This window comes from Idiomarina sp. H2 (genome assembly GCF_004364275.1).
Lineage (GTDB): Bacteria > Pseudomonadota > Gammaproteobacteria > Enterobacterales > Alteromonadaceae > Idiomarina > Idiomarina loihiensis.
On record NZ_SNZY01000006.1, the window covers coordinates 104592 to 129866 of the forward strand.

The following is a 25275-nucleotide window of genomic DNA, read 5'->3' on the forward strand; positions in this document are numbered from 1 at the left end:
GCGAGGAAGAGGGTAAAGCTTATTTATGACAATTTAGTGAACGCGCTTCAAAAAAAAAGCCCCACAAAATTGTGAGGCTTTTATTGGTTTTAGCTTGTTTTTTCTTTAGAAGGTATAGCGAACACCTAGCTTAGCGCTCCACGAAGAGCTGCTCATATCGACTGAGCTGTAATTATTCGGATAGTACCCATTAAAAACTGAGTCAATCTGGTACTTGCCATCATCACTTAAACCACCAAAGTCATACAAAGCAACTTGTGGGTAAGTCAGGTAACGCTCAACACCCCAGTCACTGTTCAGCAGATTAGCGAAGTTATCAATCGTTAAGTATAGAATTCCTTTATGACCATCCATAAAGCCTGGAATTTCCTGCTGGATGCTTAAGTCAATATCCGTTACCCACGGTTGGTTGTGAGTATTGCGGTCCAGAATATAGCCCTCGTCACCACCGTATGAGATACCAGCGTTATCCAGCAACATTTTAATTTCATCCCAGCTAATTGAGTTATCCCAATCAACGTTTGGATCTTCACCATTCGCTGGAATATATGGCAGATAGGCCGATTGCGTATACATATTTTCGAAGGCACTATCACCAAAGTCCCCGTCTTGGTACATACCCATAATATAACTAAATGGGCGACCCGAACGACGTTCAAAGAACAGGTTAAAGCGCGTTTCGTAGTCGGCAAAAAACTCTTGCTTGTAGCCCAAAGTAATTTTCACACTGTGTTCAACTTCAAAGTTGCCTGTTGCAGAAAATGCCTGATTACGGCTTTTAGCAACGTAGTGCTTATAATTACTAGCCGCCTGAGACGATGAACCCGCGCCATTGTCTTCAACATCCTGATACGTGTAGCTAGCAGTGAAGCTTAAACCGTTATTCCATTGCTTAGCTAAAGACTGTGAGAAAATAAATGCACGACCGTCATCAGGTGAATTCGTCAGCATAATATCGTAATTCTGAGCTCGGTCACCATCATAGCGCGACTCATAAATAATACGCTCGCCATCAGCGGCATAACCCACTTCTTCTATAGCGGTATTATACCAAACAGGCTGATCTTCCACACGTTTGTACATAAATGACGTTGTGGCAGTAAACATGTCACCTAAGTACGGAATATCCAACTCATAGTCGAACGCTAATTGAGCACGCCAATCACTGGGTAACTCAAAATTTGGATCCGTATAGTTGGTACTGCCATTACCTTGTTCCATAGAGTTCAGAATCTCATCCGGAACTTGAGTAAAGTCCACATTCGTACGACCATCGAAATAGTTATTGATAACACTCGTCGGTGCAGACACCAAGGTCACGCCATCCTTTGTAAATGGATTGGTATACCAAACATTTGGCACGCCACCATAGAAACGACCAATGCCGCCACGAACCACTAAGCTGCTATCTGTGAAGTACTTAAAGCCGACACGAGGCAAAATAATGTCCAGGCCATCAAGATTTTCTTGGTTTGTTATACCTTGCTCTGCGTAAGCCTGCTCAAAGTTCTCATTCAGAGTTGGCTTATCACTCGAGCTCAAACGCTCGTAGCGCAGGCCGCCATTCACTTCCAGGTTTGGTGTAACGTAAAATGTGTCACCAACATAAAGTGCATAGGTTGTTCTATCAACTTCATACGCTGCATCTTCTGGATTATTAGTGTACGCATTCTGGTAAGCGAAATTGCGGTTTCCATCGTCGTCAATACCTACGATGCCTGCGGCAAAATCTTCAAGAGAATCAAACTTCCAGTAACCTAGTGAGTCGGGAACAAACTTATTATATAAAGTCAGCTCTTCAACTTGCGCGCCAAATACAATTTCGTGCTCTCCATACAAATAAGTTGCATCGAAATTAAAGGTTAGGTTGTCATTTTTTGCGACATTCGCATGGCGATAACGATCACGCCCAAGTTCAAATGTCGGACCGCGCTCTTCAAGATCGACTTCAATGGCACCCAGAGTCGAGTTGGTCAACGAGTTCGCTTCAACATCTTTATATGTGATGCCAATTTCCGTAATGAAATTTGCGGACCAGTCACTGTACAAACGTGCGCTGACGTTGTTCATGCGAGTATGGTAGGTATAACGACGAGAACTCAAAGGAATCGTCGTACCGCCGGTAGCAAACTCACGCTCATCAGCATTGTCCTGCCACTGATAGGTGACATCGAAACGATGGTTATTATTAATATTCCAACTGAGCTTCGTCAGCCACTTGCGATCTTTACTTTCAGGATCACCACCAAGCGAATCGCTTAAACCGTAATTGTCGAGAACACTCATGAACTCATTAAATTCGGCCTCAGTGATATAAAACTCATTAGTGGCGCCACTGTTTTCAAACCCGTAATCAAGGTCAACTTCGTTTGTCCATTCTTCGTAATTCGTAAAGAAGAACAGTTGATCTTTAATAATTGGGCCACCCAAAGATAAGCCAAAGGTTGAAATCGTATCATTCGATTCAACACTTTCTTCTCGATAGGTACGGTAGCCGTTCTCGTCAGTCTGACGATAGTTTTCACGAATAACATCAACGTCACCTTTTAAATCGGGGTTTGTGTATTCGTAAAAAACTTCACCTTTAAACTCATTAGTACCCGATTTAGTAACGGCATTAATTGTACCACCAGAAAAGTCACCTTTTTTAACAGAGAACGGTGCAGCGTCAACTGAGATTTGTTCTATAGCACCCAAAGAGACAGGAGGTTGTTCTGTGGGATAGCCACCGTAATTCAAACCAAAGTCATCGTTCTGGCCAATCCCATCTACCGTGATGCTGTTCATACGAGGATCGCCACCAGCAATCGTCATCTCACCAGCGCCATTAATAGTCACTAAAGGGTTAATACGAGCAACGTCTTTTAAATCCCGGTTCAAACTAGGCATGTTATTGATAGTGTCTTCGCCGAAGCTACTGCTAGCCCCACCGCTTTCCATCAAGATTGCTGAACCAGTTACCACCAGACGTTCCATATCAGCTGATTCAAGCTGACGTGTTAAACGGTAAGTGTCACCAAGGTTTAAATAAACATCTTCAAGAACCGCATCACGGTATTGCTCAGAATCCAGAATGACCTGGTATGGTCCGCCAACACGCAGGCCTTTCGCTATGAAAGTACCGTCTTCGTTTGTTGTAAACTCATTCACTGTACCTGTCGGCTGGTGAATAATAATAATTTTTGTGTTTGCTGCAGGGTTACCCTGTGGGCCAGTGATAACACCGCGCATAGACGATGATGTTTCTTGAGCAAAAGCGCTTGTCGAAATTCCCACAGCTAAAGCAATAGCTGCAGAAATGCGACTCACCTTGGAGTTCAATCTCATGAGTTATTTCCTAGTTTTTTAGCAACAATAAAAAGAAAGTATTTAAATGGACGAAACGAGATAAAGAAGAAATGCGACAACTCAGTTAAAATGTATGAAGCGATGGAACTTTTTTGCGAACGCAGAAGAGGAAAAAGGAGTGTTCGCCTGATATTGGATGACGAGCCACGACATAGCAGCTGATTCATTACCGGGAAGCTGATAGCCTGAAAGGTATTCAGTACGCGGCAAGAGGTCGGAGCTGTATGGGATCGGGCTGGTTTCATTACACTTCTAAGACATTTTTGTGTCAGATATGTGACATATTTTAATCAAATTATTAGCTCTTGCCTAGTCATCCGGGAACCTTTATTCTCACCCACTGTCTTAGGCTGCTCTCAAACGGTTATCCCATGGGCTTTATACGGTTTTTATTAATTTTAACATTCGTTGTTCTTATGATTCCTACTTCTTTTAATGCATTCGCCGGTTCCGGCAAAGGCGAACCAGAAACCCTTCGGGTTGCGACTTTTAATGTCAGTATGGACGCATCTAACTACCTGAGTGATGATGAGCTCCCGCAGTTGGAGAAATCTCCGGTACCTCAGGTGTTACAGCAGAATCATGAACAAATTCGTGGTATTGCCGAAATTCTTCAACGTGTACGACCAGACATTGTTCTGCTGAACGAGTTCGACTACGTTGATAAGGAAATTGGCGTTAATGTCTTTCAGGAAAAGTATCTGGCGGTTTCACAAAATGGACAAAAAGCCATTGAGTATCCTTACGCTTATATCGCTCCGGTAAATACGGGGGTGCCCTCGCCTTTTGACTTAAACCGCGACGGCAAAGCACAAGGTAAAGGCATCGACGCCTGGGGCTTTGGCTGGTATCCGGGTCAGTACGGCATGGTTATCTTATCGAAATATCCGTTACTAACGGATAAAGCCCGAACCTTTCAGCACTTTTTGTGGAAAGACATGCCCGGCCGCCATATTCCTTACGTGATGAATGAACAGGAACAGCCTACTGACGAACAATGGTACCCCGAGGAAGTTATGGCGCAATATCCTTTAAGTTCGAAGTCGCATTGGGATATTCCTGTGCAAGTGGGCGACAAAGTCATTCACTTATTAGCTGCGCACCCGGTACCGCCAGCGTTCGACGGTCCGGAAAACAGCAACGGCATGCGTAACTACGATGAAATTCGCTTATTTGCTGACTACCTTACTCCCGGCAGTGACAACTATCTGTACGATGACAATGGCTTGCGTGGTGGCCTGGGAGCTGACAAAAGCTTTATCGTTATGGGTGACATGAACGCAGAAGCCGGTTCAGGCGGTGTTGATGGCGCTATTGAGCAATTACTGCAACACCCGCGGGTTAACGATGTTAAGCCTCAAAGCCGCGGTGGTGAACAGCATTCACCAGATAAACAAGGCTCGCAGTATCACACCGCGGCCTGGCGCAAGCGCGTGGACTACGTGCTACCGTCTAACGATTTGGTCGTTAAAGACGCAGGCGTGTTCTGGCCTGTCGGTGATGAAGCCGGTAACGAGCTAATGCAAAAGCGCAGCGCGTCTTCAGACCACCGCATGGTCTGGCTGGATATCGTTAAATGATCTAATGTGGGGACACCGCACCTGATGTAAACATCAGGCTACGCGCACCCTGTAGCCTGACATTTATGTCAGGAACCATACCTCACCTGATGTAAACATCAGGCTACGCACATCCTGTAGCCTGACATTTATGTCAGGAACCATATCCCACCTGATGTGAACATCAGGCTACGCGCACCCTGTAGCCTGACATTTATGTCAGGTGAGATCTTATCACTACGAACAATGTACGCCACAAAAAAATAATGTCAGTAAGCACACAAAAACCTCTACAGCCCTTTATTTTACTGAACCTTTACAGTTTAAGGGCTGCTATTCAGCCTCTCAGGTGCCATAATACAAATGTCATATCCAAGGAGGCAAACTATGAAAAAGCTTATTCTAACAACAGCTCTACTCGCAAGCGGCTCGCTTATGTTTTCAGCAGCCAGCAAAGCTGATGATTTAAACTACGTTAGCGGCGGTTTCTCTGATTTCTACGATTCCGACTTCTACGTAGAAGGCTCTAAAACGATCGCCCCAAACTGGGTGGGCGAAGTACAACTAACAGACATGGGTGACTACTCACTTCGTGCTGGTGCGAAATACTTCATGGACATGGGCGCAGGCAAGCAATTCAACACTTTCCTGAAAGCCGGTGTTAGCCACTATGACTTTGGCAACTACGACGACACCAGCGCTTATGCCGGTATAGGTACTATGACGAAGTTAAGCCAGCAAACCACAGCTATTGTGGACGCCGGTTATGACTGGGGCTTAGACGGTTTTGCATCTGTTGGTGCACGTTTGCGCTATGCATTTACTGAGCAATTCTCTGCCGACGCTGGTTTCCGCGGAAACTTCAACAGCATCGACAACGAAGTGCATTTAGGTGTGACTTACCACTTCTAAAAGTGAAAGACTTCACCTGATGTGAACATCAGGCTACGTGTTTCCGTTTTCTATATCTCACCTGATGTGAACGTCAGGTGAGACGCAATTTCCAATCCCACATTGCCCAACATTCATTCAGGGCAATATCATTCCCACTCAATGGTAGCTGGTGGCTTGCCAGAAATATCATAAGTTACGCGGGAGATACCATTTACTTCGTTGATAATCCGGTTAGAAACCTTCTCCAGCAGCTCGTACGGCAGGTGTGCCCAGCGTGCGGTCATAAAGTCGATAGTCTCTACAGCACGAATAGCAATAACCCAATCGTATTTACGCTGATCACCCATGACCCCGACCGAACGTACCGGCAGGAACACAGCAAAAGCCTGGCTAACTTTGTTGTACCAGTCGGCATTATGCAGCTCTTCAATGAAAATGGCATCGGCTCGGCGCAGTAAGTCGCAGTACTCTTTCTTAATTTCACCCAACACACGCACACCAAGGCCGGGGCCCGGGAACGGATGCCGGTACAGCATGTTGTAAGGCAAGCCTAACTCAAGCCCAATTTTACGCACTTCGTCCTTAAACAACTCGCGTAGCGGCTCAACCAAACCTAACTTCATGTCTTCCGGCAAACCGCCTACGTTGTGGTGCGATTTAATGACATGAGCTTTACCGGTTTTAGAGCCTGCAGACTCAATAACGTCGGGATAAATAGTGCCCTGCGCCAGCCAGTCTACCTCGGTCAGCTTACCGGCTTCTTCATCAAAAATTTCAATGAAAGTATTACCAATAATTTTGCGCTTCTTCTCCGGATCGTTCTCGCCCGCCAGAGCATCCAGGAAACGATCTTCGGCACGTATTGGCAAAATATTCAGGCCATAATGGTCACCAAACATTTCCATGACCTGCTCCGCTTCGTTTAAGCGCAGCAAACCGTTATCCACAAATACACAGGTTAGCTGATCGCCTATGGCCTGGTGCAGCAACATCGCCGTCACAGAAGAGTCCACACCGCCCGACAAACCTAAAATGACTTTATCAGTACCCACTTGCTCACGAATACGCTCTACGGCGTCCTCAATGATTTTCGCCGGGGTCCATTGCTTCTCACAAGCGCAGATATCGCTGACAAAATGCTCCAGCATACGCATGCCCTGACGCGTATGAGTCACTTCCGGGTGAAATTGTACGCCGTAAAAACGGCGTTCTTCGTCCGCCATAGCGGCATAAGGGCAATACGAGGTTTTTGCTACGGTGTGAAAACCTTCCGGAATCATTTCCACTTTATCGCCATGACTCATCCACACATCCAGCAGCGGCGCGCCAGATTCAGACACAGCATCTTCAATAGCTTTAAACAGCGGGCTTTGCTCTACCAGCTCAATTTGCGCGTAGCCGAATTCGCGCTCCAGCGAGCATTGCACCGAACCACCCAGCTGGTGTGCCATGGTCTGCATACCGTAACAAATACCAAACACCGGTACGCCAGCGTTAAAAACATATTCCGGTGCTCGCGGCGAGCCTTCTTCAGCAACGCTTTCAGGGCCACCCGACAAAATAATGCCTTTAGGCGCAAAGTCGCGAATGTCAGCTTCGTCAACATCCCAGGCCCAAAGCTCACAATAAACGCCAATTTCGCGAATACGGCGGGCAATCAGCTGAGTGTACTGAGAGCCGAAATCCAGAATCAATATTCGGTGGTCGTGGATATCTCTAGTCATTAGTCATCCTGTTATGAACTGCGGTAATTCGGTGCTTCTTTGGTAATGTGCACATCGTGTACATGTGATTCGCCCATGCCGGCTGCAGTTACTTTTACAAACTGCGGCTTAGTGCGCATGTCATCAATTGTCGGACAACCGGTTAAGCCCATAGCTGAACGCAGGCCGCCCATTTGCTGATGAATAATCGCAGAAATTGGTCCTTTGTAAGCTATACGCCCTTCAATTCCCTCAGGTACCAGCTTATCGGCTTCATCGCTCTTCTGGAAGTAACGGTCAGACGAACCATTGCGCTGGTTCATTGCACCCAGGCTGCCCATACCACGGTACGATTTGTAATAACGTCCCTGGTAAAGCTCAACTTCACCCGGCGACTCTTCCGTACCGGCCAGCATGCTGCCCACCATCACACAATGCGCGCCGGCAGCCAGAGCTTTAGCAATATCGCCTGAGAAGCGAATACCGCCGTCAGCAATAATCGGAACACCCGAGCCTTTAATGGCATCTACGGCATCGCTAATAGCGCTAATCTGCGGCACACCACAACCCGTAACAATACGCGTAGTACAAATTGAGCCCGGACCAATACCAACTTTAACCGCATCAACGCCCGCTTCAACCAGCGCCTTAGCGCCAGCGGCAGTTGCTACGTTACCGGCAATAATTTGTAATTCCGGGTAGTCTTTACGAGTTTGCTTAACGCGGTCTAATACGCCCTGAGAGTGCCCGTGCGAAGTATCAATAAGCAATACATCAACGCCCGCCTCAACCAGTAATTGAATACGTTCTTCTGTGCCCGCGCCAACACCGACAGCAGCACCAACACGCAATGAGCCTAGTTCATCTTTACAGGCGTTCGGTTTGTTTTCCGCTTTTTCAAAATCTTTCAGGGTGATCATACCCTTCAACTTGTGCGCGTCATCCACAACCAGAATTTTTTCAATGCGGTGTTTGTGCATAAGCTGAAGAATTTCTTCGCTTTCTGCCGTTTCGTGCACAGTTACCAAGCGATCATTGCCGGTCATTACGTGGCGAATCTCTTTGCTGTCGTCGTCTTCAAAACGCGTATCCCGACCGGTAACAATACCAACCAAGTCGCCATTACCTTCAACCACAGGAAAACCCTGAAAGCCATGCTCGGCAGTCAGCTTTTTAATTTCACCAATGGTGGTAGTAGGTCTTACGGTAACCGGGTCAGAGACCATGCCACTTTCGTATTTTTTAACTTTACGAACGTGCGCGGCTTGTTGCTCTGCGGTCATATTTTTGTGGATAAATCCGAGCCCGCCTTCCTGCGCCAGCGCAATTGCCAGTGCCGATTCAGTAACGGTATCCATCGCAGCTGAAACCAAAGGAATATTTAAAGAAATTCCACGCGTTAATTGCGTGCGTAAATCAGCGGTATGGGGGAGAACTTCGGAATGACCGGGAACGAGCAAAACGTCGTCAAAGGTCAAGGCTTCTTGGGCAATTCGCAGCATGTGCAACACTCCGTGACTGGATTCATGTTGCGGGTGGATTTTACCCGTTTAGTGCGTGGAATGCAAGTAGCCTGACTACGTTGATTTCGTAGATACCATCTTGTACCAATCGACTTCAAACACTCAATGATGTTTGAGGTCGATATTCTTCCTGATGCTTGATAACGCCGAAGCAGATTTGTACCAGTTTCCTCATGGCGGCACCAAGCGCCTGCATTTTCGTCTTACCCTGAGCTAACAACCTTTGTTTCTGATAAGCGATGTCCGGGTTACAACGGCTGGCAACTACGGCCGGCAGGTACAGTAAGGCTCGTATAGCCGAAGGCCCGATTTTGCTTAACCGGGTCATCCCTTTATGTGAGCCGGACTCCTGTAGCCTGGGTATCAACCCCAGATAGGCCGCCGCCTCTTTGGCGCTGCTGAAGCGTTTTACGCTGAACAAGCTGGTCAGCTCTCGGGAGACCGTCGGTCCCACACCATCAATACTCTCAAGCAACTCACGGTTTTTCTTTAACTGCGGGTGCCCGTCAATATGGTCGTCGATTTCTTTTAGCAGTGCTTTAATTTCCTCATTAAGCACGGCTATCATATCTTCAATCGATTTCACCACCCGTGGTGAAGTGTCGGTATTGGCGCAGGCTTCCAGCCGGTTCTTCTCGCGTAGAGCGTCTTTTTGCAAGGCCTTCAGGCGTCTGAGTAAAAGCTTTAAATGCCGGGCTTCCGGCGATTCAGGCTTCCACCAGGTAATGTCACCGTTATGAGCTTTATCTTCCGTAAAACGAGCCAGCAGGAGGCTGTCGGATTTGTCCGTTTTATGGGTAACGCCAAGCGACTCGAAGTATTTCTTTGCCCGCCCCGGGTTGGCAATAAAGAGTTTAAATCCCTGCTCGTTCAGCGTATAAATCAAAGCTTCGTGATAAATCCCGGTCGCTTCAATCCCTATCGCGATGTCCTGTGCTTTATGTTGAGTCTGCTGCGTTAGCCAGCTCTCCAGCTGAGAGAACGCCTGACGGTCGTTCTTAAAGACCTTTGTTTTCTTCTTCCTCTGTCCGTTTTTACCCAGCTTGTCGGAATAAAAACCAACGTCTAATTTCTTTTTACTTACATCAATGCCAACGTATGCTGTCATCTCTCTTTTTACTCCGCTTGTTCATACGGCCTCACCACTTATAATGGGGACCTGGATACCATTCAGTGTCTAAGAGAAATGGGGCTGGGGTCTGAATCTACGGCGCAGCATTAAATGCTTGCCTGACGTACTGACTCACCAGCCCCGGTTGTGACATTCGGTAGCTAATCAAATGGCACTGACAGATACAAGCCTGACGTTTACGTCAGGAAAGATATCTCACCTGACATGAATGTCAGGCTACATACCACTGACTGATGAAAGTAATCGCTCAGAACCAGGAACCACCACACTATCAAAGTATTCTTTTTTCACCCCCATAGCTTCTGCTTCTTTTCTATAGGTATCATGATTATTCAGAAGGTTCTGAAGTGCCCGCCTTAAGCTGTTATTTACGGCATCAATTCCATAATGGGTGTGAGCTTCCGCGTACGCCTCGGGTGGTATCTCCCCCCAGTTTTCAAACATAACAATCAAATCAAATATGTCTTTATAAGGTTTCTGCATCCACCTATCAGCATTTGCCAGAAGCTTGGTGATAAAACATGAAGTACGGTCAATAAAAGGCACATTAAATAAATCTGCGTCATCTCCTTGCTCTAACGCGTAGTTGTCAAAAGCTACAAACTCAAGCTTAATTCTCACACCATCAACATCCAGAAAAGTGCGCACACCATATCTATCAAACGAAATATCGCGAGAATAAATAAAATCCTCTTTTACCAGCTCACCTAGCGTTCTATTCGTTACCTGTTCTCTTACCGCTCGAAATGATTTTTTATCTCTACAAAGAAAATCGATGTCAACTGATTCACGATACTCGCTAAGCTCCAGAGCTATGCGAGTGCCGCCACCAAAAAGAATTGCGTGTTCCGTTAAGTAGTGGCTATTAAAATTATCCAGGCAACGCTGAATTAACTGGTGGTGTTTACGCTGGTAAGTGCTCATCAATTTTTACGCTGCACTTGGGAGAAAACCGCCTGCATCTTTTGCCAATTTATCAATTAGCTGACGCTCGCGCTTAAGCAATTGCCTTTCTTCGACAAAACGCCAGCGAGTTTCATATATATCCAATGCTTCTTTAGGCGTTAAGTATTTCGTATTGGTATCCCACAGAAGCTTATCGAGCTCTGGATAATAAGCACGATCAATTTTGTCCATCAAGCCTCCGCCTACTCTTAAATATTGATACTAGTTAGTCTAATTAAGTGATTAGTATTTGTCCACTAGGGTATCCAGCACACGCCAGCTTTTAACTGGGGTTCGGGCTCTGGAATAAACTGGCAGGTCGAATAGCCTGTTTGAGCATCTTTTTCGGCCTTCTCATTGTAGCGATGCACAGCATCCAGCAGTTCTCTCTCATCGGTAATGGTTTCGCTACTGTAAACCACATAACCCGCAGGGCCACCGCAGGCTCTTTTGCCCACAGGCAGTACTTTACAGCTATCTATACTTTGCGCCTCTGGCTTACCAATCAGTTCGTTAATATCGGCCATAGTGACCGGAGTATCTGTTGCTGACTGAGCTGTACTGCAACCCGCCAATAGCGCCGTCGTTGCAAAAGCTAAAAGTAGTTTCATCTGTTTCACCTATGTGGTCTGCTTTCTTAACTAAAGAGTCTAGCATCCATTTGGAAAAATCGACATTTACTCACATTTAACTGCACGTAGCCTGACATTCATGTCAGGTGAGATACCGTTCCTGGCATAAACGTCAGTCTCCTCATTTAGGAATGATCCACGAGCCGCCAACACAACTGACATTGTCTAACGCCAGATAATCTCGGTAATTACTTTCGTTGATACCGCCCGTTGGGCAGAAGCGAATATCCGGAAACGGCCCCGCAATCGACTTCAACAATTTAAGGCCACCCACAGCTTCGGCCGGAAATAGCTTAAAGTGCTGGTAACCCAGCTCAATACCCTGCATCAACTCCGATACCGTAGCCACGCCCGGTATCAGGGGAATGTCGGCCTGCTTTCCGGCTTCCAGTAAAGCAGGCGTAGCTCCGGGACTAATAGCGAACTGCGCGCCTGCCATTTGCACCTGCTTCAATTCTGTCGGATTGGTTACCGTGCCCGCCCCAATAAGGGCTTCAGGAATTTCCTCACGCATTTTTTTTATGGCTTCTAATGCCACCGACGTGCGCAACGTCACTTCCAGTACTTTAAACCCTTGCTCACACAACACCTTGCCCAAAGGCACCGCCTGGCTAATGTCGTCAACCACAATCACCGGTATAATTGTAGAGGCAGAAAAAATATCGCTGGCACTGTAATTCATAATTGTTCGGTTCCTATTGTTTCGTCAGCGGCCGTATGCCGAAGGGTTTGTTTTAAGTATTGAGCCACACCGCGCATACCCGCGTACTCAGCGGTTATCACGTAACAGGGGATCGACTCAGCCAGATTGCAAAAACGCCCCTTTTGCTCAAAACGCGTACGAAATTCGGAACCTGCCATTAATGGCAACAATTTCGGCACAACGCCACCGGCAATGTAGACACCACCCCGGGTATTGAGGGTTAAGGCCAAATTACCGGCAAAGCTGCCCAGACTGGCAAAAAACTGATTCACGGTCTCTGTTGCAATAGCATCACACCCCGTTACCGCGCGGGCACCAATTGTCTTGGCCGGTAACGGCGGCACCGCTCTGTCATGATAATAGGCAATAGCCTGGTAAAGGTTTTCCAGACCTGGGCCTGACAATAAGCGTTCTGCTGAGACACGCCCCTCAAAGCGGCGCGCTAAAAATTCATGTATCGCCCACTCTTTTTCGTTTAACGGAGCCCAATCGGCATGGCCGCCCTCGCCGGGCAGCGGCATCATGTCACCGTTGGGTAAACAAATTAAATGGCCCACTCCCAGCCCCGTGCCGGCACCCAATACGGCGCACGGTGCATTCTCTATTTTTTTGCCCCCGCCAATTTTCTTGGTTTCACTTTTATTCAACGTCACCAGACTCATAGCGGCGGCCGCAAAGTCGTTAAGCACAATAAAGCTGGTTAAGCCCAGAGCATCACGGGTACCTTTTACAGAAAACTGCCAATGGTGATTGGTCATCTGAATCGAATCACCTTCTGCCGGACAAGCTATCGCTATAGCAACATGAATCAGTTCAACCTGCTGCTGTTCGCGGTAAGCAATCAGGGCATCGGTTAAATTTAAGTAATTGGCGCAAGCAAAAACCTGAATGCGATCAAGTTCAAAGGTCTTTAAGTTAATTCGGCCAAAGCGCGCATTGGTACCACCAATATCAGCAACAACAGCGAATTTGTGGTGACCGTTTAATTGAGGATCCGTTACCATCGACTAGTCTTCCTTGAACAACACAGAGGCGCCATACTCCGCGCCACTGAGATTATCTCTGAAATTAGCAAACAGCTCACGCCCCATGCCAAACTGGTTATCGGTCAAATCAGCTGGTGCCATGGTTCGTTGCGCCAGCTCGTTTTCATCAACCAGCAACTCTAACACGCCCTGCTCAAAATCCAGCTTGATCATATCACCGTCATGAACCTTACCTATCAGGCCACCATTAACCGCCTCGGGGGTTACGTGTATTGCAGCGGGTATCTTGCCCGATGCTCCGGACATGCGCCCATCGGTAACCAACGCCACTTTATAACCCCGTTTTTGCAAAACACCCAACGGTGGGGTCAGTTTATGCAGCTCTGGCATGCCATTAGCTTTAGGCCCCTGAAAGCGCACCACCACCACGCAGTCTTTGTTCAGCTCACCGGCTTTAAATGCCGCATCAAGCTGATGCTGACTGGTGAAAACAACGGCGGGAGCCTCCACTGGCTGAGTGTCTTCCGGCAATGACGATGTCTTAATAACCGCCCTGCCCAGATTCCCGTTCAGCACTTCCAGACCACCGTGTGTACTGAATGGACGGCTAATCGGTCGCAGTACGTCCTCATCCAGAGAATCTTCTTCAATATCAACCCAGGTGAGTTTGCCTTCGTCCGTCAACGTCGGTCGCTGCTGATATTTATCCAGCCCTTCCCCAACAATGGTGTTAACGTCTTCGTGTAAAATTCCGCCGCGGCGCAGCTCACGAATTAAAAAGGGCATACCACCAGCGCGCTGAAAATGATTGATATCAGCCTGCCCGTTCGGGTATATCCGTGCTAATAATGGCGTCACCGACGACAATTCAGCAAAATCATTCCAGTCCACCTGATAACCCGCAGCCTTCGCCACGGCAACTAAGTGCATGGTGTGGTTGGTTGAACCGCCCGTCGCTAACAAACCGATAATGCCATTAACGATACTTTTTGCGTCAACAATCTTTGAAATTGGACGATGATCAGCACCCAAGTCGGTTATCCGGGTCACATGCTGAGCCGCCACGCGAGTCAAGTGATCGCGCACCTCGCTAGTGGGGTTAACAAAAGACGCGCCGGGCAAATGGAGCCCCATCATTTCAACCACCAGTTGATTCGAGTTGGCGGTACCATAAAACGTACAGGTTCCTGCAGTGTGATACGAGGCAGCCTCGGCTTCTAACAGCCGTTCTTTATCCACCTTGCCTTCAGCATAAAGCTCGCGGATACGGGCTTTTTCTTTATTAGAAATGCCCGAAGGCATAGGCCCGGCGGGCACAAAAATAAAAGGCAAATGACCGAAACTGAGCGCCGCAATTAGCAACCCGGGAACAATTTTGTCGCAAATGCCCAGCATCAAGCCACCGTCGAACATATTGTGTGACAAGCTCACGGCTGTCGCCATAGCTATCACATCGCGGCTTATAAGACTGAGCTCCATGCCTGGCTGACCCTGAGTCACCCCATCGCACATAGCCGGCACGCCGCCCGCAACCTGGGCAACACTGCCCACGTCGCGTATCGCTTGTTTCAGTTTTTCCGGGTAGTCGTGGTACGGCTGATGCGCCGACAACATGTCGTTATAGGCGGTTACAATGCCGATATTGGCTTTGGTCAGGCTACGCAGTTCAGACTTATCTTCCTTGCCACAGGCCGCAAAGCCATGGGCTAAATTACCACAGGACAACGCCCCCCGATGAGGTCCCTGCGCTCTCGCCTGGGCCATACGTTGTAAATAGTCGGCGCGAGTCTTTTCACTCCGGGCTTCTATTCTGTCAGTGACACGTTGTACTACGGGATTCATAAACACCTCTTAAGCTGCGGCGTAAAAAACTTCAGTCGGAACTGGCGAGTCATGGACAAAATCGCTGACTGGGTAGCGTTTTGGATCATGATGGGTCATTGCCGCATCCAACACCGTCCATTTGTCGTCTCCAGTGATATGGAAGAAGACATGACGACTGTCAAGCAAGCGCTGTCGGGTCAGGCTTAACCGTTCATACGGCGCTGATTGAGGTTGCGTCGCCACAACCGCCTGTGTTCCCGTCATCCCCACGTCCAGTTCATCACAACAGGGGAATAAAGAAGCTGTATGACCGTCCGCTCCCATGCCTAAAATAACGGCATCAAAGGTGGGTAATGTACCAATCAATTGTGATTGCGACAGCTCCGCACTTTTGGCGCTCTGGTGCGCCGTAAACAAACCCACGTAACGGGCCTGTGCCGCTTTATTTTTAAGTAACGTGGTTTTAATAAACTTATCGTTACTGTCATCAGAATCGGGTAACACCCAGCGTTCGTCGGCCAAAAGAATGGTGACCTTTGACCAGGGCAGCGAGGTTCGCGACAGCTTTTCAAATAAAGGCTTTGGCGTCCGTCCACCAGAAACCACTAAGGTTGCCTCGCCTCGCTCTGCCACCGCATCGGTTAAAATGGTGGCCACCCGCTCACACAAAACGTCAGTGAGCTGCTGGTTATTATCGAATTTATTCACATTAACTTCCTTCATTTATTCGTCCCACTGTCTGCCGTCATGCGCCAACAACGAGACTGAAGCAACAGGGCCCCAGGTACCGGCCTGATACGCTTTAGGTGGTTGCTCATTGCTCTCCCATGCCGCAACAATGCCGTCAATCCAGCGCCAGGCGTACTCCACCTCGTCCCGATGAACGAAAAGATACTGATTACCCTGCATTGCTTCGAGCAACAGCCGCTCATAGGCGTCGGCAATCCGCTTTTTCTCAAAGGTTTCGTTAAAACTGAGATCCAGGTTGGTCGCTTTTAAATGCATTCGCTTACCCAGCCCGGGAATCTTATTCAATATCTGCACTTCGACACCCTCGTCGGGCTGCAATCGAATTACCAGTTTGTTCGGGGGTAGCTCCATTGCCGTGTCATTAAAAATATTATGTAGCTGTTTTTTAAACGTAATAACCACTTCACTGCACTTTTCGGGCATGCGTTTGCCGGTACGCAAATAAAATGGCACACCGGACCAGCGCCAGTTATCAATATTGACTTTAAGCGCAACGAAGGTTTCGGTCTGACTGTTATTCCTCGCTCCGTCTTCTTCTAAATAACCAGGAACCCGCTGGTCAGCCACAAAGCCGGATTGGTATTGCCCCCGTACCGTCACTTCCTGACAGTTAGATTCATCAATAGGACGCAACGCTTTTAATACTTTTAATTTTTCCTCGCGAATGCTTTCTGCATCCAGGCGCGAAGGAGGCTCCATTGCTATCAACGACAGCACCTGCAACAAGTGATTCTGTACCATGTCGCGCAACTGCCCGGCGTCATCGTAATAACCCCAACGCCCCTCAACCCCCACCTGTTCTGCGGCCGTTATCTGTATATGGTCTATCGCATTGTTGTCCCAGTTTGAGGAAAACAACGCATTGGCAAACCGCAGCGCCAGTAGGTTCAGTACCGTTTCTTTACCAAGGTAGTGATCAATACGGTAAACCTGGTTTTCTTCAAAATACCGGGCAACCGCCTGGTTGATTTCCTGTGAAGAATCTAAGTTGTGTCCTATTGGCTTTTCCAGAATAACCCGTGCCGGCTGTTTCGCCAGCCCCTGTTGCTCCAGCCCTGCACAAATAGTGGCGTACATTGCCGGTGGTGTCGCAAGATAAAAAATGGCCGTATGTTCAGCCTGGAGAGTGTCTTTTAAGTTGGTGTAATCAGACTCTTCACTAAAATCCATCTGAACATAATGAAAGCGCTTACAAAAATGAACCAATAAATCATTGTCGAAATCGCCTTTAGCGACAAATTCACGCAATGTTTTCTCAACCCGTTTCAGCGCCTCATCGGCGGTTAAATCATTTCGTGCCGTACCGATTATCCGTGTGCCACTGCTTAACAAGCCGCTTCTATCAAGCTGATATAACGCAGGCAGTAATTTGCGGCGCGAGAGATCCCCTAACACACCAAACAACACGAAATCACAATTTTTTGGACGCTCAGTCATAGCTGCCTCGATAAAAATAACACTTGATTCTGTAACTTTACTACATTTAGGCTAGTTTAATTGCAAAAGCTTTGTCAATATAACATTTTAAATGTAATTAAATTACAAAACTCTGTGAGTTGGTCAATCGATGGATCTGATACAAAGAATTTCAGCGGAACTGCAACAATTTAGTAAATCCGAACGCAAGGTGGCGGAGCTGGTGTTACACGACCCCGAAACGGCCATACACCGAAGTATTGCCAGCCTGGCGTCACTCGCCAATGTCAGCGAACCGACCGTTAATCGGTTTTGTCGCCGCTTAGGCTGCAAAGGCTATCCTGATTTTAAACTGCAGTTGGCACAGAACTTAGCCAAGGGCACGCCCTTTGTGAACCGCCATATTGAAGAAAGCGATAACGTTAACGAGCTCACACAAAAAATATTCGACTCAACCCTCAGTGCACTGAATATTGCGAGGCAGTCGCTTGATAGCCGACCTATCGCCAACGCGGTGGATGCATTAGCTAACGCCCGGAAGATCGCCTTTTTCGGCTTTGGTGCATCGGCTTCTGTCGCCCACGATGCACAGAATAAATTCGCCCGCTTCGACACCCCCTCTTCGTTTTCCGATGACCTGTTGGTGCAAAGAATGTGGGCAATTAACAGCGAGCCGAACGATGTGTTGTTTTGTATCAGCCATACCGGGCGCACCAAAGCCCTGTGCGAAATTGCAGAAATTGCCCATGAAAACGGTGCCTGCGTTATTGGCGTTACCGCGTCAGACAGCCCCTTATCAGACTTTTGCCAAATTATTGTCAGTTCAAATGTTCCCGAAGATACCGATCAGTATATGCCCATGGCGTCCCGTATTGCACAACTGGTATTAATCGACGCCATTATTGCTGGTTACACATTAAAACGAGGCCCTCAGTTCCGGGATAAGCTGGCCCGGGTCAAAGAGGGCTTAAAGGGGTCACGTTTTCAAAAGTCCCCGGATTCATCATCATAAAGGAGTCATCATGCCAATTAGAATAGCGATAAACGGCTTTGGCCGTATTGGTAAAAATATTGTCAGAGCATTGTACGAGCGGTCGTTAAATCAAGAGTTAGAAGTGGTCGCCATCAATGACCTGGGTCAACCTGAGGTACTCGCTCACTTATTGCAATTTGACACGGTTCACGGCCGCTTCGCCAAAGACGTCAGTAGCAGCGAATCCGCCATTCAGGTCGGCAACGACACCATTCAGGTTTATTCCGAGCGCGACCCAACCCAACTTCCGTGGGGTCAGCTCGGTATCGATGTGGTCTTAGAGTGCACCGGGTTGTTTACTCAACGTGAAGAGGCGGAAAAACACCTAACGGCCGGCGCCCGAAAAGTCATTATCTCGGCGCCGGGGAAAGGCGTTGACGCCACGGTGGTGTACGGCGTGAATCATCACACCCTAACCTCAGACATGCGCGTTATTTCCAATGCCTCCTGTACCACCAATTGTCTCGCGCCCATCGCCAAACCATTGCACGAGGCGCTTGGTATTGAATCTGGGTTAATGACCACCGTGCATGCGTATACCAATGACCAACGCCTTACCGACTCCTATCACAGCGACTTACAACGGGCTCGCGCCGCTGCGCAATCCATGATCCCGTCAAAAACCGGAGCCGCGGCTGCCGTCGGTTTGGTCATACCGGAACTGCAAGGACGTTTTGATGGTTTAGCGGTGCGCGTTCCCACACCCAATGTCTCGCTAGTTGACCTGAATTTTATTGCCGAACGCGACACATCCGTTAATGAAATCAACCAAATTATTCAGGATGCCGCTTCTTTGCCCCATTTTCAGGGCGTACTGACGGTAAATGAACTGCCATTGGTCTCAAGTGACTACAACCACAACTCGCACTCAAGTATTTTTGATGCACGACAAACCCGGGTTAATGGCCGATTGGTCAAAGTGATGGCTTGGTACGACAACGAATGGGGCTTCAGCAACCGAATGCTGGATAATACCGTTGCTCTAATGAACGCTTCCGGGAAAGAAGTTGTAACAAAAAATGAACAAGATATTGCAGAGTCATATTGACGATGTTAATTTCTTGTTCTATTTTGTGAAAGCGCTTACATTTATAAAAAAAGCAGCAGAACAACAAGAACGATAAACCAGGAAACCAATTATGAACCTTACAACAATAAAAATACGCCCGCTCGCAGCAGCATTTATTGCGCTTGGGTTAGCCGGTTGTGGTGGTGATAGCGTTGAAACCGACACCGATTACAGCCAGGTAGATACAACCGAACCGGTTACCGACTGGGAACTCGTCTGGCAAGATGAGTTTGACGGTAGTGATATCGATGAAGGCAAATGGAATTTTGAGATCAACTGCGAGGGTGGCGGCAATAATGAACAGCAGTGTTACACCGACTCCGCCGATAACGCCTTTGTTTCTGACGGAACACTGAAAATTGTCGCTATGCCCGCGGGCGAAGATGACACCGGCAGTCTGCCGTATACCTCTGCACTCCTAAACAGCAAAAACAAAGGTGACTTCACATACGGTCGTGTTGAAGTTCGTGCCAAACTGCCAGAGGGACAAGGGTCCTGGCCTGCCGTTTGGATGATGCCAACCGATGCCGTGTATGGCGGCTGGCCGAAGTCAGGCGAAATCGATATTGTTGAAGCCGTTAACCTGAAAACTACTGATGCCGAAGGTAATGTTGAAAGTAACGTTCACGGGACCCTTCATTATGGGCGAGACTGGCCAAACAATTCCTCTTCGGGTAAAGCCTACCAGCTACCTGGCGACGCCAACCCTGCCGACGACTTCCATACCTATGCTATGGAGTGGCAAGAAGGCGAAATTCGCTGGTATGTCGATGGCTATTTATACCAGACTCAACGTGACTCGCAGCTGCGTTATAATAGCAAGGGCGAAGCCATTGGCTTAAATCATCAGGGTTGGTTCACCGAGTATTACGACCAACCTACTGGCGAGCTTACACTGGACTATGGGCCAGCACCCTATGATCAAAGTTTTTACTTAATCATGAACTTAGCAGTGGGCGGTGACTGGCCTGAAAATACCAATAACCTGGGTATAGATGACAGCGCTTTCGCTGAAGGACAAACACTTGAGGTTGATTACATCAAAGTCTATCAATGCAACCAAAACCCTGATACGGGTAAAGGTTGTGAGACCGTCAGAGCAGGTTACGATGACGAAGAAACCCTGGTGACAGGTGAAGCGCCTATCCCCACGCCACCATCCACAACTGTTGAGAATCTGACCATTTTTGATGGCACACCCAACCCGAACTGGCCCGCATGGGATTGCTGTGGCGGTTCAACACCTGAACTCATTGACGACGAGGAAAAGGGACAGGTCTATAAATTCGTAGTGAATGATGAACCCACCGTTAACGGCTTTGTCTCACGCGAAGAGTTTATCACCGATGGAGAAGGTGAACCGCAACCTTTTGATGCAACCGGAATGATTGAGAACGGCAGTGTCAGCTTTGACATGAAGTTAGTCTCGCCTCCCAGCGATTCTTCTGCAACCTGGCTCTTCAAGTTTGAAAGTGACAACAACGCAACCTATGCGGAATTACCATTAACCGACAGTACAGAAGGTGTTTCACCAACTGTTGGTGAATGGCAAACCTATACCTACCCACTCCAACAACTGGTTGATGCCCAGCTGGAACCATCCGCTCTGGATGCTTTCATGGTATTCCCTGCCTGGGGGCTTGGTGCCGGCGCGGAGTATTTACTCACTAACGTCGAAGTCACCTCACCCGATGCTGAAGCACCAGAGTTGGTCTTATTCGGCGATGAGCAAAACCCAGACTGGCCATTATGGGACTGTTGTGGCGGCACCACACCGCAGGAAGTGGTTGATGAAGAGCGCGGTGTGGTCGGCGAATTTGAAATTGGCGCAACGCCGACGGTTGTCGGTTTTAAACCGGCAGAGGACTCGGGTATCCAATTTGACGCATCGGCACTCATGGTTGAAGGCGTTGTCCAGTTTGATATGAAAGTGGTTTCTAACCCGAATGATCCCGATTCGGTCTGGAAGTTCAAAGTAGAAGCTAATGGCGCAGAAACCGAGGTTGAAGTTGATTTGTCGACCGGCGGTCAGGAACCAGTTGTTGGTGAATGGCAGACCTACGCTTTCAGCTTACAAAACTTAATGGATGCGGGCCTGGACCTGTCTGCCATTGATGTCGTGATGGTGTATCCGGCCTGGGGTACAGGCGACGGCGCGGTATTCCGTGTTGATGAAGCACGTATTTATGATCCAAGTGCCGGCGCGGAAGAAATTACCATTTTTGCGGATGACGTAAACGCAGACTGGTCACTAATGGATTGCTGCGCTGGTTCAGAACCACAAGTCGTAGCAGTCGACGAACCCTATGGCAACGTTGCTCAGTTCGAAATTTTAGGCTCTCCCGAAACCGTGCTTGGCTTCCAGGCCAACGAAGATGTATCCTTCGACGCCTCTGCCCTGCTTGCTAATGGTGCTATCGGCTTTGATATGCGAGTCATCGATCAACCCCAGGGCGCCGATGCACAATGGCTGGTCAAAGTCGAATCAAGTGATGCTTCGGTGTATGCGGAAGTACCTCTGGCCAGTGGTAATTACGACGAACAACCGGTAGCCGGCGAGTGGCAGCGTTACCATTTTACTCTGCAGTCGTTATTCGATGCGGGTCTGGATATCAGTGACATCAAAGTCATCATGATCTTCCCTACCTGGGGTCAATCATCCGGTGCTGTCTACCAGGTAGACAACCTGAGCATTGAAAACTTCTAACAGTACGACCAAACAGAAATGGATAAGAATATGAACAAACCAATGATGTTTAGCAAAAGCCCTGTAGCGGCAGCAGTCTCAGTCGTACTGAGTGCCGGTCTTGTTTTTTCGACTTACGCACAAGAGCAAACAGCAGAGCCCACAGAAGGCACACAAACTGAACAGCAACTTCAAGAGCGTGACGAAAACGCAATGGAAGTCATCCAGGTTCAAGGTATTCGCGGCAGTCTGTCACGTTCTACCGCATTCAAACGCCAGTCGTCTGGCGTTGTAGACGGGATTTCAGCCGAAGAAATGGGCAAATTCCCGGACACCAACCTGGCTGAGTCGCTACAGCGTATCACCGGTGTTTCTATCAGCCGTAACGACGGCGAAGGCAGCCAAATTACCGTGCGCGGTTTTGGCCCCGAGTTTAACCTGGTTACCCTGAACGGACGTCAGATGCCGTCCACGGGCTATACCCGTTCGTACAATATGGAAGCGTTATCATCCGAAAACGTCACCGCTCTGGAAGTTTATAAGACGTCTCGCGCAGCGATGCCGAGCGGCGGTTTGGGTGCCACGGTAAATATTGTCACTACGCGACCTTTCCAGCAATCGGAAGGGCAATTTGTGGTCATGGGTAAAGCCATGCACGACAGCTCGGTCGATACCGGCGACTCGGTTACTCCTGAAATTGCGGCCATCTACAGTGATTCCTTTGCCGATGACACGTTTGGAGTCGCCTTATCGATTTCACAACACCGTCGTGACTTTCAACAGCAGTACGCCAACATCCAGGGTTGGCATGCAAACGTTGACCTGCCCGACCTGGCAGAAGGCGAATTCACCGATCCACGCGCTATCGGCGAAGACGGTGAGCGCATCGGTAATAACTTCTTCCCTAAGGATATGAACTACGGCTTTACCGACGTTCAGAACGAGCGCACCAACGGTCAGTTAACACTGCAGTTTGCGCCAACCGATACCATGACATTTACCGCTGACTACACCGGTTCGCGCCGCACATCCGGTCGTGTTGGTTATGGCTGGGGTATCTGGAATGAGTTCGGTGGCAACATTAACTCGTATATTCTGGATGAAAACGGAACCGCTGTGTACGCAGACATCGCCGGTAACGACTCGTCGTTTACAGCAAACTGGGATACCACCGAAATTGAAGCCGACTCGATTGGCCTTAACTTAAACTGGGATCTCACGCCCGATTTAAACCTGTGGGTCGACGTGCACGATTCCAGCAACAAGATTGATAACGGTGCCGACCAAGGTATTAATTCGACCGGTCAGATCATCCTGGGTTCGGACCAATTGCAGACCAAGATCTACGACTATCGCAATGGTGAAATTCCACAAGCGAGCATTTTGTGGAATAACGGCACCAATGTGCTGGCACCGGGCGAAATTGACTCTAACTTCAGTCAGTTTTTACGCAATCCGGGCGAAACCAACATCAAGCAGTATCAAATGCAGGCAACCTGGTACAACTCAGCCTGGAGTATTCCGCTGGTGTCGATTAAAGGTGGGTTAAGCCGCACCGACCAAGACATGGAAGGCCTCAGTTACTGGAGTGGCCTGGTCGGCGGCGAAGGCTTCAACCCAAGCTACACGCACATTTTGCCGGACGGCATGTTTAACTACCACACCACCGATGGCTTTCTGGATGAGTTTGCCGGCGGCGGTACTGACCTGGCTCAGAACTACTATTACACCTACGACATTGAAGAAGCGCTGGCCCGCCAGGCTAACTACCTTACCGACGGTGATAATGCCTATATTGTCGGATTACCGCCAGGTTCACTGGACGGGCAAACGGGATTAAACGAAACCACCGATGCCGTCTTTATTCAGTCGGAGTGGGCATTTGACCTGGCAGGCTTCTTTACGCAGGTAAACTTCGGGGTTCGCTACGAGCAAACCGATGTCACCAGTGTGGTGCGCCAGCGTGTCGAACAGCAGGTTAACTGGACCAGTGCGTCTGAGTGGATCATGCAGTATGAAGGCGAAGGTCAAAGCCTCCTTAACCAGACCGGTGAACACGACGTCTTTCTGCCAATGCTGGATGTCAAAGTGGATCTGACTGAAGATCTGATCGGTCGCTTCTCTACCGGTAAAACCATTGCCCGCGCGCCGTTAGGCAGTCTGGCTGGCGGTCGTAGTTTAAGCGGCAGCCCTAAACCGGGAGCCCGCAGCGGCAGTAGCGGTAACCCAAACCTGTTGCCGTTTGAATCAATGAACATCGACCTGTCACTGGAGTACTACTATGGTGACGGCAGTTACGCGTCGGTAGGCTACTTCAGTAAGAAGGTTGATAACTTCATTCAGAACACCATTACCGAAACCACCATTGAAGGGCTCCATGATATTTACCAGGGTCCTCGTTATCAGCAAGCGGTTGCTGATATTGAAGCGCGTGGCGAACAGGCCACTTCAACCGCTATCTTCGAGCAAATGCTGGCAAACGGTCACGGCAATGAAAACGGTGCCATCGAACCAAATGCTGATGACCCGTTGATTGCCTGGGACATAAGCCAACCAAGCAACAGCGACGAGAAATCCGTTGATGGTTTTGAGGTTGCGGTTCAGCACCTGTTTGGCGAGTCCGGCTTCGGTGTTGCTGCAAACGCAACGGTTGTTGACGGCGATGTCAGCTTTGATACCGAAAGCCTGGAGCAACAGTCCCCGCTGGTCGGTCTGAGCGACTCAGCGAACTTGCAGTTGTTTTATGAAAAACACGGCTGGTCGGTACGTGCTACGTACGCATGGCGTGACAATTACCTTATTGGCGTAGGCCAGTCTCAGGGAACGTCTGATGCACCGCCACAATACGCGCGTTCCTTCGGCCAGTGGGACCTCAGTGTGAACTACGACGTGACTGAAAAGCTGACGGTGTTCTTTGAAGGCATTAACCTGAACAACGAAACCGAAGAAGGCTACGGTCGTTACGAAGAGCAGTTCCTGTATGCTCGCCAATACGGCCCACGCTACGCATTAGGTGCTCGTTACAGCTTCTAGGAGCAAGGCAAGATGGCAGTTCCAGTACCCCCTGGAGCT

Annotated in this window: 18 protein-coding genes; 6 read left to right on the forward strand and 12 right to left on the reverse strand. The window is 48.6% G+C overall.

The genetic code is table 11. The features are described 5' to 3' along the window. Positions 1-105 precede the first annotated feature (105 nt). Positions 106-3327 carry a TonB-dependent receptor gene (locus DET62_RS09495; RefSeq protein ID WP_110013719.1) on the reverse strand — a complete coding sequence of 1074 codons (3222 nt, stop codon included), beginning with the start codon at positions 3325-3327 and terminating at the stop codon, positions 106-108. A gap of 437 nt (positions 3328-3764) precedes the next feature. On the opposite strand from DET62_RS09495, the gene DET62_RS09500 reads away from it, so the two are divergent. Continuing rightward, positions 3765-4928, forward strand: coding sequence for an endonuclease/exonuclease/phosphatase family protein (locus DET62_RS09500; RefSeq protein ID WP_243734973.1), 1164 nt, complete (start codon positions 3765-3767; stop codon positions 4926-4928). 366 nt (positions 4929-5294) lie between these two features. Beyond that, positions 5295-5819, forward strand: coding sequence for a hypothetical protein (locus DET62_RS09505; protein ID WP_110013721.1), 525 nt, complete (start codon positions 5295-5297; stop codon positions 5817-5819). Between the two features lie 128 nt (positions 5820-5947). Here DET62_RS09505 and guaA read toward each other — a convergent pair whose 3' ends face one another. The 11 genes from guaA to zwf form a co-directional block, all read right to left on the reverse strand. Then, a complete protein-coding gene (guaA, locus tag DET62_RS09510; RefSeq protein ID WP_110013722.1) occupies positions 5948-7525 on the reverse strand; it encodes a glutamine-hydrolyzing GMP synthase in 1578 nt (525 codons plus the stop codon). Positions 7526-7536: 11 nt separating this feature from the next. After that, positions 7537-9006 (reverse strand): IMP dehydrogenase, encoded by a 1470-nt coding sequence (gene guaB / locus DET62_RS09515; protein ID WP_011233835.1) that lies wholly within the window; start codon positions 9004-9006, stop codon positions 7537-7539. 115 nt (positions 9007-9121) lie between these two features. After that, the gene (locus tag DET62_RS09520) at positions 9122-10135 is read right to left on the reverse strand and encodes an IS110 family transposase (RefSeq protein ID WP_110013723.1); all 1014 of its coding nucleotides are present in this window, start codon (positions 10133-10135) and stop codon (positions 9122-9124) included. Between the two features lie 240 nt (positions 10136-10375). Beyond that, positions 10376-11083 carry a nucleotidyl transferase AbiEii/AbiGii toxin family protein gene (locus DET62_RS09525; protein ID WP_110013724.1) on the reverse strand — a complete coding sequence of 236 codons (708 nt, stop codon included), beginning with the start codon at positions 11081-11083 and terminating at the stop codon, positions 10376-10378. A gap of 6 nt (positions 11084-11089) precedes the next feature. Beyond that, complete coding sequence (locus DET62_RS09530) at positions 11090-11296, reverse strand: hypothetical protein (RefSeq protein WP_011233833.1); 207 nt, start codon at positions 11294-11296, stop codon at positions 11090-11092. Between the two features lie 65 nt (positions 11297-11361). Beyond that, positions 11362-11715 (reverse strand): hypothetical protein, encoded by a 354-nt coding sequence (locus DET62_RS09535; protein WP_110013725.1) that lies wholly within the window; start codon positions 11713-11715, stop codon positions 11362-11364. Between the two features lie 142 nt (positions 11716-11857). Next, entirely contained in the window at positions 11858-12418 is a 561-nt protein-coding gene (locus DET62_RS09540) for a bifunctional 4-hydroxy-2-oxoglutarate aldolase/2-dehydro-3-deoxy-phosphogluconate aldolase (protein ID WP_110013726.1), read from the reverse strand. Further along, positions 12415-13443, reverse strand: coding sequence for a glucokinase (gene glk, locus DET62_RS09545; RefSeq protein ID WP_110013727.1), 1029 nt, complete (start codon positions 13441-13443; stop codon positions 12415-12417). The genes DET62_RS09540 and glk overlap by 4 nt, the downstream gene beginning before the upstream one ends. A gap of 3 nt (positions 13444-13446) precedes the next feature. Beyond that, on the reverse strand, positions 13447-15267 hold the full coding sequence (gene edd, locus DET62_RS09550; protein ID WP_110013728.1) for a phosphogluconate dehydratase: 1821 nt from the start codon (positions 15265-15267) through the stop codon (positions 13447-13449). A gap of 9 nt (positions 15268-15276) precedes the next feature. Further along, complete coding sequence (gene pgl, locus DET62_RS09555; protein ID WP_208107585.1) at positions 15277-15957, reverse strand: 6-phosphogluconolactonase; 681 nt, start codon at positions 15955-15957, stop codon at positions 15277-15279. Positions 15958-15972: 15 nt separating this feature from the next. Next, positions 15973-17436: a glucose-6-phosphate dehydrogenase gene (gene zwf / locus DET62_RS09560; RefSeq protein ID WP_110013730.1), complete on the reverse strand. Its 1464-nt coding sequence runs from the start codon at positions 17434-17436 to the stop codon at positions 15973-15975. A gap of 130 nt (positions 17437-17566) precedes the next feature. Here zwf and hexR point away from each other — a divergent pair, with 130 nt between their 5' ends. The 4 genes from hexR to DET62_RS09580 all read left to right on the forward strand — a co-directional run bounded on the left by hexR (position 17567) and on the right by DET62_RS09580 (position 25236). Then, on the forward strand, positions 17567-18427 hold the full coding sequence (gene hexR, locus DET62_RS09565) for a transcriptional regulator HexR (RefSeq protein WP_110013731.1): 861 nt from the start codon (positions 17567-17569) through the stop codon (positions 18425-18427). A 10-nt stretch (positions 18428-18437) separates the two neighbouring features. Further along, a complete protein-coding gene (gap, locus tag DET62_RS09570; protein WP_110013732.1) occupies positions 18438-19496 on the forward strand; it encodes a type I glyceraldehyde-3-phosphate dehydrogenase in 1059 nt (352 codons plus the stop codon). 91 nt (positions 19497-19587) lie between these two features. Next, entirely contained in the window at positions 19588-22224 is a 2637-nt protein-coding gene (locus DET62_RS09575; protein ID WP_110013733.1) for a glycoside hydrolase family 16 protein, read from the forward strand. A 30-nt stretch (positions 22225-22254) separates the two neighbouring features. Further along, entirely contained in the window at positions 22255-25236 is a 2982-nt protein-coding gene (locus tag DET62_RS09580; RefSeq protein ID WP_110013734.1) for a TonB-dependent receptor, read from the forward strand. Positions 25237-25275: the final 39 nt, after the last annotated feature.

What these genes read in the sequence shown, in the direction of transcription:
- DET62_RS09495 (WP_110013719.1), bottom strand. Translation starts at nt 3,327, where the DNA reads ATGAGATTGAACTCCAAGGTGAGTCGCATTTCTGCAGCTATTGCTTTA.
- DET62_RS09500 (WP_243734973.1), top strand. Translation starts at nt 3,765, where the DNA reads ATGATTCCTACTTCTTTTAATGCATTCGCCGGTTCCGGCAAAGGCGAA.
- DET62_RS09505 (WP_110013721.1), top strand. Translation starts at nt 5,295, where the DNA reads ATGAAAAAGCTTATTCTAACAACAGCTCTACTCGCAAGCGGCTCGCTT.
- guaA (WP_110013722.1), bottom strand. Translation starts at nt 7,525, where the DNA reads ATGACTAGAGATATCCACGACCACCGAATATTGATTCTGGATTTCGGC.
- guaB (WP_011233835.1), bottom strand. Translation starts at nt 9,006, where the DNA reads ATGCTGCGAATTGCCCAAGAAGCCTTGACCTTTGACGACGTTTTGCTC.
- DET62_RS09520 (WP_110013723.1), bottom strand. Translation starts at nt 10,135, where the DNA reads ATGACAGCATACGTTGGCATTGATGTAAGTAAAAAGAAATTAGACGTT.
- DET62_RS09525 (WP_110013724.1), bottom strand. Translation starts at nt 11,083, where the DNA reads ATGAGCACTTACCAGCGTAAACACCACCAGTTAATTCAGCGTTGCCTG.
- DET62_RS09530 (WP_011233833.1), bottom strand. Translation starts at nt 11,296, where the DNA reads ATGGACAAAATTGATCGTGCTTATTATCCAGAGCTCGATAAGCTTCTG.
- DET62_RS09535 (WP_110013725.1), bottom strand. Translation starts at nt 11,715, where the DNA reads ATGAAACTACTTTTAGCTTTTGCAACGACGGCGCTATTGGCGGGTTGC.
- DET62_RS09540 (WP_110013726.1), bottom strand. Translation starts at nt 12,418, where the DNA reads ATGAATTACAGTGCCAGCGATATTTTTTCTGCCTCTACAATTATACCG.
- glk (WP_110013727.1), bottom strand. Translation starts at nt 13,443, where the DNA reads ATGGTAACGGATCCTCAATTAAACGGTCACCACAAATTCGCTGTTGTT.
- edd (WP_110013728.1), bottom strand. Translation starts at nt 15,267, where the DNA reads ATGAATCCCGTAGTACAACGTGTCACTGACAGAATAGAAGCCCGGAGT.
- zwf (WP_110013730.1), bottom strand. Translation starts at nt 17,436, where the DNA reads ATGACTGAGCGTCCAAAAAATTGTGATTTCGTGTTGTTTGGTGTGTTA.
- hexR (WP_110013731.1), top strand. Translation starts at nt 17,567, where the DNA reads ATGGATCTGATACAAAGAATTTCAGCGGAACTGCAACAATTTAGTAAA.
- gap (WP_110013732.1), top strand. Translation starts at nt 18,438, where the DNA reads ATGCCAATTAGAATAGCGATAAACGGCTTTGGCCGTATTGGTAAAAAT.
- DET62_RS09575 (WP_110013733.1), top strand. Translation starts at nt 19,588, where the DNA reads ATGAACCTTACAACAATAAAAATACGCCCGCTCGCAGCAGCATTTATT.
- DET62_RS09580 (WP_110013734.1), top strand. Translation starts at nt 22,255, where the DNA reads ATGAACAAACCAATGATGTTTAGCAAAAGCCCTGTAGCGGCAGCAGTC.